The sequence below is a fragment of the Ferrovibrio sp. genome (assembly GCF_964218355.1).
In the GTDB taxonomy this organism is placed as follows: domain Bacteria; phylum Pseudomonadota; class Alphaproteobacteria; order Ferrovibrionales; family Ferrovibrionaceae; genus Ferrovibrio.
This window is the reverse complement of the sequence record NZ_CAXPMC010000005.1, coordinates 1-14,085: the sequence shown is the minus strand read 5'-3', so window position 1 is coordinate 14,085 and position 14,085 is coordinate 1. Positions and strand designations below refer to the sequence as shown.

Annotated in this window: 15 protein-coding genes; 7 read left to right on the top strand and 8 right to left on the bottom strand. The window is 66.2% G+C overall.

Annotated elements, in window-relative coordinates; all coding sequences use genetic code 11:
• Position 1 precedes the first annotated feature (1 nt).
• The 5 genes from dnaN to rpsT form a co-directional block, all read right to left on the bottom strand.
• On the bottom strand, positions 2-1,120 hold the full coding sequence (gene dnaN, locus ACEQZY_RS01540; protein ID WP_341703370.1) for a DNA polymerase III subunit beta: 1,119 nt from the start codon (positions 1,118-1,120) through the stop codon (positions 2-4).
• 193 nt (positions 1,121-1,313) lie between these two features.
• A complete protein-coding gene (gene dnaA / locus ACEQZY_RS01535; RefSeq protein ID WP_370151815.1) occupies positions 1,314-2,786 on the bottom strand; it encodes a chromosomal replication initiator protein DnaA in 1,473 nt (490 codons plus the stop codon).
• Between the two features lie 47 nt (positions 2,787-2,833).
• Entirely contained in the window at positions 2,834-3,277 is a 444-nt protein-coding gene (locus ACEQZY_RS01530; RefSeq protein WP_341703386.1) for a rhodanese-like domain-containing protein, read from the bottom strand.
• A gap of 27 nt (positions 3,278-3,304) precedes the next feature.
• Positions 3,305-3,556, bottom strand: coding sequence for a hypothetical protein (locus ACEQZY_RS01525; RefSeq protein WP_370151812.1), 252 nt, complete (start codon positions 3,554-3,556; stop codon positions 3,305-3,307).
• 175 nt (positions 3,557-3,731) lie between these two features.
• On the bottom strand, positions 3,732-3,995 hold the full coding sequence (rpsT, locus tag ACEQZY_RS01520; RefSeq protein ID WP_341703367.1) for a 30S ribosomal protein S20: 264 nt from the start codon (positions 3,993-3,995) through the stop codon (positions 3,732-3,734).
• A 152-nt stretch (positions 3,996-4,147) separates the two neighbouring features.
• On the opposite strand from rpsT, the gene ACEQZY_RS01515 reads away from it, so the two are divergent.
• The 3 genes from ACEQZY_RS01515 (at position 4,148) to ggt (ending at position 8,900) form a co-directional block, all read left to right on the top strand.
• Complete coding sequence (locus ACEQZY_RS01515) at positions 4,148-4,732, top strand: hypothetical protein (protein ID WP_341703366.1); 585 nt, start codon at positions 4,148-4,150, stop codon at positions 4,730-4,732.
• Positions 4,733-4,836: 104 nt separating this feature from the next.
• The gene (locus tag ACEQZY_RS01510) at positions 4,837-7,176 is read left to right on the top strand and encodes a bifunctional salicylyl-CoA 5-hydroxylase/oxidoreductase (RefSeq protein WP_370151810.1); all 2,340 of its coding nucleotides are present in this window, start codon (positions 4,837-4,839) and stop codon (positions 7,174-7,176) included.
• 119 nt (positions 7,177-7,295) lie between these two features.
• A complete protein-coding gene (ggt, locus tag ACEQZY_RS01505; RefSeq protein ID WP_370151808.1) occupies positions 7,296-8,900 on the top strand; it encodes a gamma-glutamyltransferase in 1,605 nt (534 codons plus the stop codon).
• Here the strand turns inward: ggt and ACEQZY_RS01500 are convergent.
• Entirely contained in the window at positions 8,894-9,433 is a 540-nt protein-coding gene (locus ACEQZY_RS01500) for a carboxymuconolactone decarboxylase family protein (RefSeq protein WP_341703363.1), read from the bottom strand. The two genes, ggt and ACEQZY_RS01500, sit on opposite strands and share 7 nt — an antisense overlap.
• A gap of 74 nt (positions 9,434-9,507) precedes the next feature.
• On the opposite strand from ACEQZY_RS01500, the gene ACEQZY_RS01495 reads away from it, so the two are divergent.
• Positions 9,508-9,882 (top strand): winged helix-turn-helix transcriptional regulator, encoded by a 375-nt coding sequence (locus tag ACEQZY_RS01495; RefSeq protein WP_341703362.1) that lies wholly within the window; start codon positions 9,508-9,510, stop codon positions 9,880-9,882.
• Here the strand turns inward: ACEQZY_RS01495 and ACEQZY_RS01490 are convergent.
• Together ACEQZY_RS01490 and ACEQZY_RS01485 are read right to left on the bottom strand one after the other, a co-directional pair.
• Entirely contained in the window at positions 9,838-10,833 is a 996-nt protein-coding gene (locus tag ACEQZY_RS01490; RefSeq protein WP_370151805.1) for a YeiH family protein, read from the bottom strand. The two genes, ACEQZY_RS01495 and ACEQZY_RS01490, sit on opposite strands and share 45 nt — an antisense overlap.
• Before the next feature lie 9 nt (positions 10,834-10,842).
• On the bottom strand, positions 10,843-11,382 hold the full coding sequence (locus tag ACEQZY_RS01485; protein ID WP_341703360.1) for a hypothetical protein: 540 nt from the start codon (positions 11,380-11,382) through the stop codon (positions 10,843-10,845).
• Positions 11,383-11,614: 232 nt separating this feature from the next.
• Between ACEQZY_RS01485 and ispH the strand changes: the two genes are divergently transcribed.
• Genes ispH through rnhA form a run of 3 tightly spaced genes read left to right on the top strand, consistent with a single transcriptional unit; the run spans position 11,615 to position 14,040 of the window.
• Positions 11,615-12,580: a 4-hydroxy-3-methylbut-2-enyl diphosphate reductase gene (gene ispH, locus ACEQZY_RS01480; RefSeq protein ID WP_341703359.1), complete on the top strand. Its 966-nt coding sequence runs from the start codon at positions 11,615-11,617 to the stop codon at positions 12,578-12,580.
• Between the two features lie 10 nt (positions 12,581-12,590).
• Entirely contained in the window at positions 12,591-13,580 is a 990-nt protein-coding gene (locus ACEQZY_RS01475) for a homoserine kinase (protein WP_341703358.1), read from the top strand.
• Positions 13,564-14,040 carry a ribonuclease HI gene (gene rnhA, locus ACEQZY_RS01470; RefSeq protein WP_341703357.1) on the top strand — a complete coding sequence of 159 codons (477 nt, stop codon included), beginning with the start codon at positions 13,564-13,566 and terminating at the stop codon, positions 14,038-14,040. The genes ACEQZY_RS01475 and rnhA overlap by 17 nt, the downstream gene beginning before the upstream one ends.
• Positions 14,041-14,085: the final 45 nt, after the last annotated feature.

Sequence of the window (14,085 nt, the reverse complement as noted above, 5' to 3'; positions counted from 1 at the left end):
TTCAGACTCGCATCGGCATCAGCACGTAGAGGGCACCGTCATCGCTCGGATCGCGGACAATGGTCGGCGCCAGGGCATCCGCCAGCAGGAAGCGGGCATTCTCGCCCTCGATCTGGCTGGCGATATCCAGCAGGTAACGCGAATTGTAACCCACCTCGATCGGCGCGGCGCTGTACGTCGCCGTCAGCTGCTCCGAGGCCGAGCCATGATCGGGGCTGGTCGCCGACAGTTCGAGGCCATCGGGCTTCAGTGCCAGCTTCACGGCACGGCTCTTCTCGGTGGAAATCGTGGCGACGCGATCGACCGCCGCGGAGAAGGCCTTGCTGTCGACCTCCATCACCTTGTCGTTGTCGCGCGGGATAACCCGCTCGTATTCGGGGAAAGCGCCGTCGATCAGCTTGGAAACCAGGATCAGCTCTCCGAAGGCGAAGCGGACCTTGGTGTCGCTGAGTTCGACCTTCACTTCCGCAGACCCGCCCTCCAGCAGCTTGCGCAGCTCGCTGACGGTCTTGCGCGGCACAATCACACCCGGCATGCCGGCGGCACCGGCAGGCAGCGGCGCCTCGACACGGGCAAGGCGATGGCCATCGGTTGCCACGGCGCGCAGCATCGGCACGCCGGAACTGGATGCGGCATGCAGATAGATGCCATTCAGGTAATACCGCGTCTCCTCGGTGGAGATGGCAAAACGGGTCTTGTCGATCAGGCGGCGCAGCTGGTCGGCGGCCAGCGCGAAGCTGTGCGGCAGCTCCCCGGCGGCCATGACCGGAAAATCCTCTTTCGGCAGACAGCTCAGCTTGAAGCTGGAGCGGCCGGCGCGCAGGTCGAGACGCTGCTCGGAAGCGGTGAAGGTGAGCTCGACCTCGGCGCCGTCCGGCAGCTTGCGGACGATGTCGTAGATCGTATGCGCCGCCACGGTGGTCGCACCAGGCTTGCCAACCTTGGCCGGCAGTTTCTCGACCACGGCGATATCGAGATCGGTGGCGGTCAGGGCAAGCTGCTCGCCATCGGCTTCCAGCAGGACATTCGACAGGATCGGGATCGTGTTGCGGCGCTCGACCACGCTCTGGACATGGCTCAAGGCGGTGAGCAGAACGGCACGCTCGATAGTGAGTTTCATGGCTGGAAACCGATGGTGTTTTTTGTTGGTTGTCGGCGGGGTCCCGCCGAGTCTTAAAATTATATCAAAGCCCCCTGTGCCAAGCGAGGGATTTGGGCGCCAAACCACCCCTTTTTGCATACGCTAAGAGGCCGCCCTGAGGCGGCCTCTAAATCACATCAACCTATTGATTTATATAAATAATATAGAGTTTTCAGCTTTCCAGTTTGCGGCGCAGCAAATCGATGTCCTCGGCAAAGGCGGCATCGATTTCCCGCAGCTCCTCGATCTTGCGGACGGCGTGCATCACGGTGGTGTGGTCGCGCCCCCCGAATTTGCGGCCGATTTCCGGCAGGCTGCGCGAGGTCAGCTGCTTGGCCAGATACATGGCCACCTGCCGCGGACGGGCAACCGCCCGGGCGCGGCGCGGCGAATGCATGTCGGCGAAGCGGATCGAATAATGCTCCGCCACCCGCTTCTGGATTTCCTCGATCGTGACCTTGCGGTCGTTGGCACGCAGCAGGTCCTGCAGCACTTCCTGGGCAGAGGGCACGGTGACCGGCTTGCCGACCAGGCTGGCATAGGCAGAGATGCGGTTCAGCGCACCTTCCAGTTCGCGCACGTTCGACGTGATGCGGCGGGCGAGGAATTCCAGCACATCCTGCGGGATATTGGTCAGGCCGTTCTTCTCGGCCTTCGCCTGCAGGATGGAGAGGCGCAACTCGAAATCGGTCGGATGGATGTCGGCGACCAGACCCCAGCCGAGCCGCGACCGCATGCGCTCCTCGATGCCTTCGAGATCCGACGGCGAACGGTCGCCCGACACGATGATCTGGCGGTTCTGATCGCAGAGCGCATTGAAGGTATGGAAGAACTCTTCCTGGGTGCTTTCCTTGCCGGCGATGAACTGGATGTCGTCGATCATCAGCACGTCGACCGAGCGGAACTGCTCCTTGAAGGCCATCGTGTCCTTGAAGCGCAGCGCCCGGATGAACTGGTACATGAACTTCTCGGCCGACAGATACACCACGCGGCGCTCGGGGAAGCGCTGGCGGATATGCCAGCCGATGGCATGCATCAGATGGGTCTTGCCCAGGCCCACGCCGCCATACAGGAACAGCGGGTTGTAGGTCACGGTCGGACTTTCGGCCACGCGCAGGGCGGCCGCACGGGCCAGCTCGTTCGACTTGCCGGTGATGAAACTGTCGAAGGTGAAGCGCGGATCCAGCGGCGCGGAAAGCTCGCGCTCGACATCGTCCATCTCGCGGACCTGTGGCATGCCGCGCGGCGTCGCCGCGGCAATGGCAGGCCGGATGGCCGTGGCGGGCGCCGCCGCAACATCGCCGGCACCGAGGGGCTTCACCGGCGGCGGCTGCGTCGCGCCGGTCGGCCGGACATGGATGATCACCCGCCGCACGGTCGGGTTCTCCAGGCGCCAGATCTCGCGCAGACGCTCGCTGTAATGATTGGCAACCCAGTCCCGCATGAAACGGGTCGGGACGGCCATGTGGATGTCGCCATCGGCGCCCAGCGCCTCGCCGGCCAGGACGAGAGGCTTCAGCCAGGAATTGAATGCCGCATCACCGAACGAAACCCGCAGCCGTGCACGGACGCGCAGCCACTGGCTGTCGAGCGGCTCGGCCCCCGCCAGAACGGCAGGGGCATCGGGCAGGGTTTCCGCAGGCATGGGGACGGATTGCGGCTGTGGCTGGGACGATTTCGCCATAACTGACCTCAGCTCTGAATCCAGGCGAGGCCGGCGGCCTTCCAGCCGCCAAGCTGACCGCGGTGCTTGTCCGCATTCAGATCGCCCTCGAAACCGCCGGAAACATTGTAGCAGGGACCGAAACCGCCGGCCGTCATCGCTTTTGCGGCGGCGCGGGACCGGGCACCCGAACGGCAGATGAAATAGAGCGGCTGCCCGGCCTTGAGGCCCTGGGCACGCAACTCTTCGGAGAAACGCGGATTGACACTCATATCGGGGTACATCTGCCAGGAAACGAAGACAGTGCGCTTTCCCAGCCTGCCGAGATCCGGCACGCCGACAAAACTCCACTCGGGTTGGGTACGAACATCGATCAGCTGGGCATCGGGATCGGAGGCAAGTTGATTCCAGGCTTCAGCAATCGTGACATCACCAGCATAGTCCTGATCCCCCGCCATTACCGAAGCCAACATCCCCAACCTCGCGCCACGTTTGTTGTTTCAATCTATCATTCCGTCACGCGTGCCGGCGGCTTCCGACCAATCCAGCAGCTTCGCCCGTTTATCCGGTCTGCCATCCGAAAGCTTCGGAAGCCCGTTTATCCGCTCGGCGAGAGCAAGCTGGAAACCCAGTCCAATGCGCGTCAGCGAAGGCATTAAAGGGAAATCACGGCGGCCACGCAAGCGGACAGATGCGGACTCCCCGAAAAAAAATTCTGCCTTGCGGAATTGGTGTTTGATCGACACGTCCACGCCGCGATTGCAAGTTGCACGGACTAATCACCTGCCGAAAAAACGTCCGCGAACTTTGCCGTTCCGCCTCCGGCCTTCGCACCCGCATAAAAAAACATCGCCCGCCTTGTTCAGGCGGGCGACACACGTGATGGGGTCGAAAGCAGCAGACGCCGCGATATGCAGCGCTTGCGCGTCAGGCCATCGTCTTGACGCGGGCGTTCAGGCGGGACAGCTTCCGCGATGCAGTGCCCTTCTTGACCACGCCCTTGCTGACGCTCTTGTCGAGTTCCGGCTGGGCCAGCTTGAGCGCAGCCTGCGCCGCCGACTTGTCGCCACCGGCGATCGCGGTCTCGACCTTCTTCACTGCAGAGCGCACCGTGCTGCGGCGCGCGCGGTTGACGTCCGTGCGCTTCTTGGTCTGGCGGGCGCGCTTCTCCGCGGACTTATGCTGAGCCATGCTTGCGAATTCCGATGTTGGTGGTGCCGTTTCGGCGAAATCAAGGCGCGGGTTATAGCCCTCCCCCCGGCAGGCGTCAACCCCGCATAAGCGCCTGTTTCCGCAGCCCGGATGTGCTTGCGGCCCCCTGCACCTGCCGCCATAGTGCCGCCATGCCCGATCTGATTCTGCCCGGTCTGGCCGCCTATCTTGCCGGTGCGGCAGGCGGCTTCTTCCTTGTGACCCGCAGCCCGCTGCCGGCCGCCCTGTTCTGGGGCATCGGACTGGCCCTGCATGCCGCTCTCGCCGTGACCGAACTGTCGGGCCGGCTGGGCCTGCCGCTCTTCACCGGTCTGGAAGGCGATATAAGATACCACACCCATATGCTCGCCCCGCTCTCCCTCGCGCTGGGCGCCATCTTCAGCCTGATAATTCCGGCAGCCAGCCGCCATCTCACGCTGTTTGCCGGCATCGGCCTCGCTTTCCTGATTGCCGGCCTGCTGGGCAGGCTGCCGATCGGGGACTGGCCGCTGCCGCTGATCCTGCTGGGCATCCTGATCGTGACAATCCTGATCGGGCTGCGCCGGCGTCCGGTTCCCGGCATCTGGCTGCTGGCGGCCACCCTGGCGGCCGGCCTGGCGGAACTGGTGCGGCACCGCTATCTCGGCCTGCTGCCGGTAACCCCCGCGGGCCTTGCCGACATGCTGGCCGGGATCGCCCTGTTCTGCTTCGGAATGACCGCTTATCGCACACGGTGACCGGCCAGCGGGCTTCCCCGCCTTGCCCCGATTTATTTTAAGTATAAAATATCTCCCGGTGCCGCCGGTCCGCGGCTCCATCCGCCACTGCCTCGGGGGCTATCATGCGCGTTACCGTCATCGGAGCCGGGCCGGCCGGCCTGTATTTCGCCCTGCTGCTGAAAAAAGCCGATCCGCGGCACGAGATCACCGTCCACGAGCGCAACCGCCCCGACGACACTTTCGGCTTCGGCGTCGTCTTCTCCGACGAAACCCTGAACCAGTTCCTGGCAGAAGACGCGGAGACCCATGCGGCGATCCGCGACAGCTTCGCCTACTGGCACGAGATCGACGTGATCGCCGGCGGCGAACGGATCCGTTCCGGCGGCCACGGCTTCTGCGGCCTGGCCCGCAAGAAGCTGCTGCAGATCCTGCAGGCCCGCTGCCTTGCCCAGGGCATCCGCATCGTGTTCGAGAGCGAGCAGACGGATTTCGAGAGCCTGCGCCGCAACTGCGACCTTCTTGTCGGCGCCGACGGCATCAACAGCCTGGTGCGTGAACAGTGGAAGGATCATTTCCGCCCCAGCCTCGACTGGCGCCGCAACAAGTTCGTCTGGCTCGGCACCACCCTGCCGCTGGATACCTTCACCTTCATTTTCGAAGGCAACGCGCATGGCCTGTTCCAGGTCCACGCCTACCGCTTCGAGCAGGGCCTCTCGACCTGGATCGTCGAAACCTCGGAAGAGACCTGGCAGCGGGCCGGCCTCGACCAGGCCAGCGAGGCCGATACCATCGCCTATTGCGAGACGCTCTTCGCCCCCCATCTCGCCGGGCACCGGCTGATCAGCAACCGCTCGATCTGGCGCACCTTCCCGACGGTGAAATGCGAGCGCTGGGTGCATGACAATGTGGTCCTGATCGGTGATGCCGTGCATACGGCGCATTTCTCCATCGGTTCCGGCACCAAGCTGGCCATGGAGGATGCCATCGCCCTGAACCGCGCCTTCCTCGACCAGCCGTCCGACGTCGGCGCGGCCCTGCAGTCTTTCGAGGAAAACCGCCGGACCGAAGTGTCGATCCTGCAGCATGCCGCGCAGGTTTCGCTGGAATGGTTCGAGCATACCGACCGCTATCGCGATTTCGAGCCGATCCAGCTGGCACTCAGCCTGCTGTCCCGATCGAAGCGGATCACCTATGACAATCTGCGCCTGCGCGACCCGGCCTTCATCCGGCAGATCGACGCCTGGTTTGCCGACAGGGTCGAACGCGAGCAGGGCATTACCCTGCAGAAGACGCCCAAGCCGCCACCGCCTATGTTCACCCCGTTCCGGCTGCGCGACATGACCCTCGCGAACCGCGTCGTCGTCTCGCCGATGTGCCAGTATTCGGCCGAGGACGGCCTACCCAACGACTGGACCTTCGTCCATCTGGGCAGCCGCGCCATCGGCGGCGCCGGCCTGATCCTGACCGAGATGACCGATATCGCGCCGGATGCCCGCATCACGCCGGGCTGCACCGGCCTGTGGTCGCCGGTCCATGCCGCGGCCTGGCGCCGCATCACCGACTTCGTGCATGCCAACAGCGCGGCAAAAATCGGCGTGCAGTTGGCCCATGCCGGCCGCAAGGGCGCCACCTGCCTGCCCTGGGCCGGCGGCTACGACCAGCCGCTGCCGGAAGGCGGCTGGGACATCCTCGGCGCCTCGGCCATTCCCTATCTGCCGGACGGTCCGGTGCCGCACCCCATGACCCGGGCGGATATGGACCAGGTGCGGGACGATTTTGTCGCGGCGGCGCGGCTGGCGGTCGATGCCGGGTTCGACCTGCTCGAACTGCATATGGCCCATGGATACCTGCTGTCGAATTTCATCTCGCCGCTCAGCAACACCAGGACCGACGAATATGGCGGCAGCCTGGAGAACCGGATGCGGTTCCCGCTCGAGGTTTTCGAGGCGGTCCGCGCCGCATGGCCTGCTGCGCGTCCGATGTCGGTCCGCCTGTCCGCGGTGGACTGGGTCGAGGGCCGCGGCCTGACCATCGAGGATTCCGTCCGCATCGCCGCCATGCTGAAAGCCCGCGGCTGCGATCTGATCGATGTCTCTGCCGGCCAGACCTCGGTCGAATCCCGCCCGCAATACGGCCGCATGTTCCAGACACCGTTTTCGGACGCGATCCGGCAGGAAAGCGGCATTGCCACCATCGCCGTCGGCGCCATCACCACCGCCGACCAGGTCAACACGATCATCGCCTCGGGGCGCGCCGATCTCTGCGCACTCGCCCGGCCGCATCTGGCCGATCCGTATTTCACGCTGCATGCCGCCGCCGATTATGACTGGCGGGGCATCGCATGGCCGAAGCAGTATGCCGCCGGGCGCGACCAGCTGTACCAGTTGAAGGCCCGGGAGCGGGAGGAAGCCGCCGCCGCCGATGCCTTCGCACGGCAGCGGGCGCGCCGCGACGATGCCTGACGCGCCGCAGGATGGCCGGTGCATTGCAAAACCGGAATTGGTCCGGGTTGTCCGGCTTTCATTTTAGACCGTCTCGTATAGGCTCCGCGCAACGATAGATTTTCCGTTCCGGAGCCTCCATGCGCGATCTGCAACTGCCCGGCCGTTCCGTGGCCATGGGCCGCAACGGTGCGGCCGCCACCTCGCATTCGCTGGCCACGCTGGCCGCCATCGAGATTCTGCGCCGCGGCGGCAACGCCGCCGATGCCGCCATCGCCGCCTGCGCCGTGCAATGCGTGGTCGAGCCGGGATCGACCGGGATCGGCGGCGACAACTTCGTGCTTTATGCCCCGGCCGGAACCGATACCGGCGCCGGCGGCAAGGTCTTCGGCCTGAATGGCTCCGGCCGCGCGCCCAGGGGGCTGACCGCCGATCATCTGCTGAAACAGGGCCTTCGGGAGATCGGCCTGACCTCGGTGCATGCCGTCACCATTCCCGGCGCCGTCGATGCCTGGTGCAAGCTGAACCAGCGTTTCGGCCGGCTGCCGCTGTCGGAACTGCTGCAGCCGGCGATCCGTCATGCCGAAGACGGCTTTCCGGTTACCGAGCGCGTCGCCACCGACTGGGGCCGGAACGAGGCCAAGCTGAAGGCCGATGCCAATACGGCGCGCATGTGGCTGAAGGACGGCCGCCCGCCCAGGGCCGGCGACGTGTTCCGCCAGCCCGAGCATGCGCAGGTGTTCCGCGAGATCGCCGGGAAAGGCCGCGACGGCTTCTATGCCGGCTGGGTTGCCGAGGACATGGTGGCATACCTGCGCGGCCTTGGCGGCATGCACGACCTCGATGATTTCGCCACCCAGGAGGCCTTCTGGGTCGAGCCGATCAGCACCAGCTACCGCGGCGTCGACCTGCTGGAAATTCCGCCCAACGGCGTGGGGATCACCACCCTGCTGATGCTCAACATCCTGAGCGGGTTCGATCTTGGTAGATACGATCCGGTCGGCATCGAGCGTTTCCATATCGAGGCCGAAGCGACACGGCTGGCTTTCCAGGTGCGCGACGCCTATGTGGCCGATCCGGCTTTCGCCGAAGTGCCGGTCGAAAAGATCCTGTCTGCCGCTTTTGCCGACGACCTGCGCAGCCGCATCGACCTGAAGAAGGCCATGCCCGTGACCGCCCCCGCCGGCGGCACCACCTACCGCGATACGGTCTATATCAGCGTGGTGGACGAGGAGGGCAACGCCTGCTCTTTCATCAACTCGCTGTTCTGGCCATACGGCACCGGACTGAGCAGCCCGAAGACCGGCGTGCTGCTGCAGAATCGCGGTGCCGGCTTCCGCGTCGATCCGGCACATCCCAACTGCGTCGCGCCGCATAAACGCCCGCTGCACACCATCATCCCGGCCATGGCGATGAAGGATGGCAAGCCATGGCTGTGCTTCGGCGTGATGGGCGGCGGCTTCCAGCCGGTCGGCCAGTCCCATGTGCTGACCAACATCCTCGATTTCGGCATGGATGTGCAGGAAGCCATCGACTGTGCCCGCGGCTTCTATCAGATGAACCGCTTCGAGGCCGAACGCGGCATCCGCGACGATGTCCTGCAGGGCCTCGCGGCCCTCGGCCACGAGATCAAGATGGTCGAGATGCCCCATGGCGGCGGTCAGGCCATCCTGATCGACCGCGCCCGCGGCGTGCTGCAGGCGGGGTCGGATCCGCGCAAGGATGGCTGCGCGCTGGCCTATTGAGCAGGCGCCGGCGGGAAACCCGGCGTGCCGGGTTCCCGCTCGACGCCGGTAGCGTTCACCGTGAACGAGACCAGATGGTAGAAACCGGCCAGCGCCAGGATCTCGATTAGCTGTGCCGGCGAAAACACCGCCGCCGCTTTCTGCCACAGGGCATCATCGACGGTGGCGGTATCGATCAGGGCATCCGCCAGCGCCACCAGCAGGCCCTCGGCAGTGTCCTGCCAGCTGGCAGCATCGCCGTGAACCGTGGCGGCCAGTTCGGCGGCAGTGAAACCCGCCTTGGTGGCGAAGGCGGCCACATGCACCCCCCATTCGTATTCCGCACCCAGCCGCGCGGTGATGCGCAGGATCACCAGTTCCCGCTGGCGCAGGGTGATGCTGCCGCGATCCAGCAGGCCGCCGCCGCGCCAGCGCGACAGCACCCGCGGGTTATGGGCGACAGTGCGGAACAGGGCCAGGTCGGCCGGCATCGCGGCCAGGGCGGCGGCCGTTTCCGGCGGATAGGGCGACGACAGGGGCTGCAGGCGGGCCATGGCGGTTTGCTCCGTTGTGTGCTACAGAATTCATAGCATCCTATTGCTATTAATTCAGTAGCACAAGAGGCCGCATGACTCCCCTGCCGAAACAGCCTGTCCGCGGCTCCGACACCGGCCGCCCGATCATGGCGGCCCTCGACCTGCTGGGGCGGCGCTGGTGCCTGCGCATCCTCTGGGAGCTGCGCGGGCCGCCGATGACCTTCCGGGCCCTGCAGGCCGCCTGCGGCGAGATTTCGCCCAGCGTGCTGCAGCAGCGCCTGAAGGACCTGCGGGCGGCCAGGCTGGCCGCCCATGACGGGGAGGGCTACGTCCTGACGGCCACCGCCCGGGCCCTGCTGCCGGCCCTGCTTGCCCTGCAGGACTGGTCGGAGGCCTGGGCCGCCGAGATCGCCGCGGCGGCCTCAGAGGAGGAACAGCACGGCACCGAGGGCAAAAGCGAGCAGTAGCAGGGTCTCGGCAACCAGCAGCACCAGCGGCTTCCAGCCGAGGCTGAACAGATCGCCGAAAGAGGTCTTCACCCCCAGCGCGGCAATCGCCACCAGCAGGCAGGCGCGGGAAAAGCCGGACACCGTGTCGACCACCATGGGCGGCAGTGGCACCAGGCTGCCCAGTACGACCAGGGCCACGAAACCCACCAGGAAGGGCGGCAGCAGAGGTTGCTTCGCCGCGGCGCCGCCCGCTCCTGCCTCGCCCGCGCCGTGCCGGTACAGCCAGCCGATCGCGACCACCACCGGCAGCAGGCAGGCCACGCGCACCAGCTTGACGAAGGTGGCAATGTCGCCGGCCTGCGGTGAAACCGTCAGCCCGGCTCCCAGCACCTGTGCCACGTCGTGGATCGTGGCGCCGAACAGGATGCCGGCCTGTGTCTCACCCAGACCCAGCGTCGAGGCCAGCAGCGGATACAGCACCATCGCGATGGTGGAGAGTGCCGTCACACCGATCACGGTCAGCAGGGTCAGTCGTTCGGCCTGCGGCGTGCGCGGCAGCGCCGCCGCAATTGCCATCGCGGCCGAAGCGCCGCAGATGCCGACAGCGCCGCCCGACAGCAGCCCCTCCTCGCGGCTGCGCCCGGCCAGCCGTGCGAAAACCAGGCCGCCGGCAAGGCTGAGCAGAACGCCGCAGGCCGCCAGCAGCACCGGCCCGGGGCCCAGTTCGGCGATCCGGTCGAACGTGATCCGGATTCCCAGCAGCATCACCCCGGCGCGCAGCACCGTGCGGGCGGCAAGGTCGATCCCCGGCCGCACCCGGGCATCGCCGGCCAGAAAGTTGAACGCCATCCCCAGCAGCAGGGCGAGCAGGAAAGCCGGCCCGCCGTAATGCTCTGAAATGAATCCGACGGCGAGGGCAACGGTGCCGGCCACCATCAGGCCCGGCCAGACCCGGCGAACAGCGTGCATGGTCAGCAATCAGAAGCCGCGGTCGCGGCGGTTCTTTTCGAGCTGGTCATGGTCGAGTTCGAGGCCGACCAGGATTTCGATATCCGACGTGCGCCGGCCGGCCAGCGGAATGGTCTGTTCCAGTTCCTCGCCGATCACCACCCGCCGGCGTCCTTCGCGGAACGGCACCCGGGCCACGAAACGCTCGCGTGACAGGATGTTCCGCTCCTTGTCGACGATGGCGACGAAATACGGCACCTGCGCCTCGTCGGCCGCGGCAGCCGGACCGCGGGCTGCCGCCACCTGCAGCATGAAGCGCACCACCACCACCGTCACCTTTTCCTCGTAACGGCAGTCGCCGTTATAATCGAGCAGCTCGGTCTGGAAGGTGACATCGGTCAGGTCGCGTCCGGGACCCGGCCGGTACTGCGTGGCCTTCTGCGCATCGCCCAGGATGCCGACCCGCGGACAGGCGGGCAGCGGCACCCGCTTGCTGCTGCAGGCGGCAAGGCCGAGGCCGGCCAGCAGAACGATCGCCAGGGAAAGCCGGGTCAGGGAAATTCTCGTCACGGGGCGCTCACACGGTTTTTTGGCTGCAGCCGGTCCGGACTTCCGCAGCAGCGGCCGGCATCGGGGCGATCACCGGTACGGTCATGGCGGCCTTCCCTTCATGCGTCGTCTGTATTAGCTTGCCCGGAAGTCGGCGGGGCTTTCCATGTATAGAAGAGGGCCTTGGCGCAGACAAGCGACAGGCCTGCAACCCTTTGTTTTTAAAGCGCCCCGATGGGCGCCCCAGCCGGACATGACTGCCGAGACCCGCCCTTCCATCGAACTGATCCTGGCTGCGCCGCGCGGCTTCTGCGCCGGTGTCGACCGCGCCATCCAGATCGTCGAACGGGCGCTGGAGCAGTATGGCGCGCCGGTCTATGTCCGGCACGAGATCGTCCATAACCGCTTCGTCGTCGACAGCCTGGCCGCCAAGGGCGCCATCTTCGTCGACGAGCTCGATGAAGTCCCTGCCGGCGCGCATGTGGTGTTCTCGGCCCACGGCGTGCCGAAATCGGTGCCGGCCGATGCCCAGGCCCGCCGGCTCTCCTATCTCGACGCCACCTGCCCGCTGGTCAGCAAGGTGCATCGCGAGGCCGAGCGCCATCACCGCGAAGGCCGGCATATCGTGCTGATCGGCCATGCCGGCCATCCGGAAGTGATCGGCACCATGGGCCAGCTGCCGGCCGGGGCGGTGACGCTGATCGAAACGGTCGGCGATGTCGACCGGCTGACAGTGCCGGCCGGACAGCCGCTGGCCTACATCACCCAGACGACCCTTTCGGTGGACGACACGGCCGGCATCATTGCCGCGCTGAAACGCCGCTTCCCACAGATCGAGGGACCGAAGAAGGAAGACATCTGCTATGCCACCACCAACCGCCAGGCCGCCGTCAAGGCCATCGCCGCGGCCGGCTGCGATGCGGTGCTGGTGATCGGCGCGCCGAATTCCTCCAACTCCCTGCGGCTGGTCGAGGTTGCCCAGCGGGCGGGCTGCAGCCGCGCATTGCTGGTCCAGCGCGCCGCGGATATCGACTGGTCTGCGCTTGGCGGTGCCGGCCGTGTCGGCATCACCGCCGGCGCCAGCGCACCCGAAATCCTGGTCGAGGAAGTGATCGCGGCTTTCCGGCAGCGCTATGCTGTGACGGTGCGGGAAGTGGCCACCGCCACCGAATCCGTGCAGTTCAAGCTGCCCGCCGCCCTCGACGCATCCGCCGCCTGATCGCGCCTGCATGGCTGTCTACACGGAAATCGACGACGACCAGCTGGCCGCCCTGCTCTCGCGGTACGACCTTGGTCCCGTGCTGTCCTGCAAGGGCATCGCCGAAGGGGTCGAGAACTCGAATTACCTGCTGGTGACCGGAACCGGCAGCTTCATCCTGACGCTGTATGAGCGGCGGGTGAACCGGCACGACCTGCCCTATTTCATCGGGCTGATGGAACATCTGGCCGGCAAGGGCCTGCCCTGCCCGACACCGATCGCCGACCGCGACGGCAGCATGCTGAACGAAGTGGCCGGCCGGCCCTGCGCCATCATCAGCTTCATCAACGGCGTCTGGCCGAAGCGGCCGACGGCGCGGCATTGCCAGGAGCTCGGCAGCGCCATGGCCCGCATGCATCTGGCCGGCCGGGATTTCATGCGGCAGCGCCCGAATGCACTCAGCGTCGAGGGCTGGCGCGGCCTGCTGGGCAGCTGCCTGGCCGATGCCGACAGCGTGCGGCCCGGCCTCGCCGCCGAACTGCAGCAGGAATACGATCACCTGAAGAGCAACTGGCCGGCGGCGCCGGGGCGGGCCGGCGACACCCCGCTGCCCCATGGCGTGATCCATGCCGACCTGTTTCCGGACAATGTGTTCTTCATCGGCGAGGCCCTGTCCGGCCTGATCGACTTCTATTTCGCCTGCAACGACTATTTCGCCTATGACCTTGCCATCGTGCTGAATGCCTGGTGCTTCGAGGTCGACGGCGCCTTCAATGTCACCAAGGGCCGGGCCCTGGTTGCCGGCTATGAAAGCATCCGGCCGCTGACCGGTGCGGAAGTTTCGGCCCTGCCGCTGTTTGCCCGCGGCGCAGCCCTGCGCTTCCTGCTGACCCGCCTGTATGACTGGGTGAACCAGGTTCCCGGCGCGCTGGTCAGACCGAAAGACCCGCTGGAATACCGGCAGAAACTCAAATTCCACCGCCAGGTCCAGGGGGCGGCTGCCTATGGAATCGAACGCTGACATCGCGCCGGCCGCAGCGCCGCCCGAGCATGTCGAGATCTTCACCGACGGTGCCTGCCTGGGCAATCCCGGCCGCGGCGGCTGGGGTGCCCTGCTGCGCTTCCGCGGCAGCGAGCGGGAAATCAGCGGCGCCGATCCGGCCACCACCAACAACCGCATGGAGCTGATGGCCGCGATCGCCGCCCTTGAGGCCCTGAAACGGCCCTGCACCGTGACGCTGCATGCCGACAGCCGCTATGTGATCGACGGCGTCACCAAATGGCTGCGCAGCTGGAAAGCGCGCGGCTGGAAGACCGCCGACCGCAAGCCGGTGAAGAATGTCGACCTGTGGCAGCGGCTGGAAACCGCCGCCGCACCGCACCGCATCGACTGGCAATGGGTGCGCGGCCATGACGGCCACGCCGAGAACGAGCGGGTCGACCAGCTGGCCCGCGCCGCTGCCGAGGCCGGCAGCCCATGAAAAAAGCCGGCCCGGCTGGAGCCGAGATCGGAAGAGCGTCGTGTA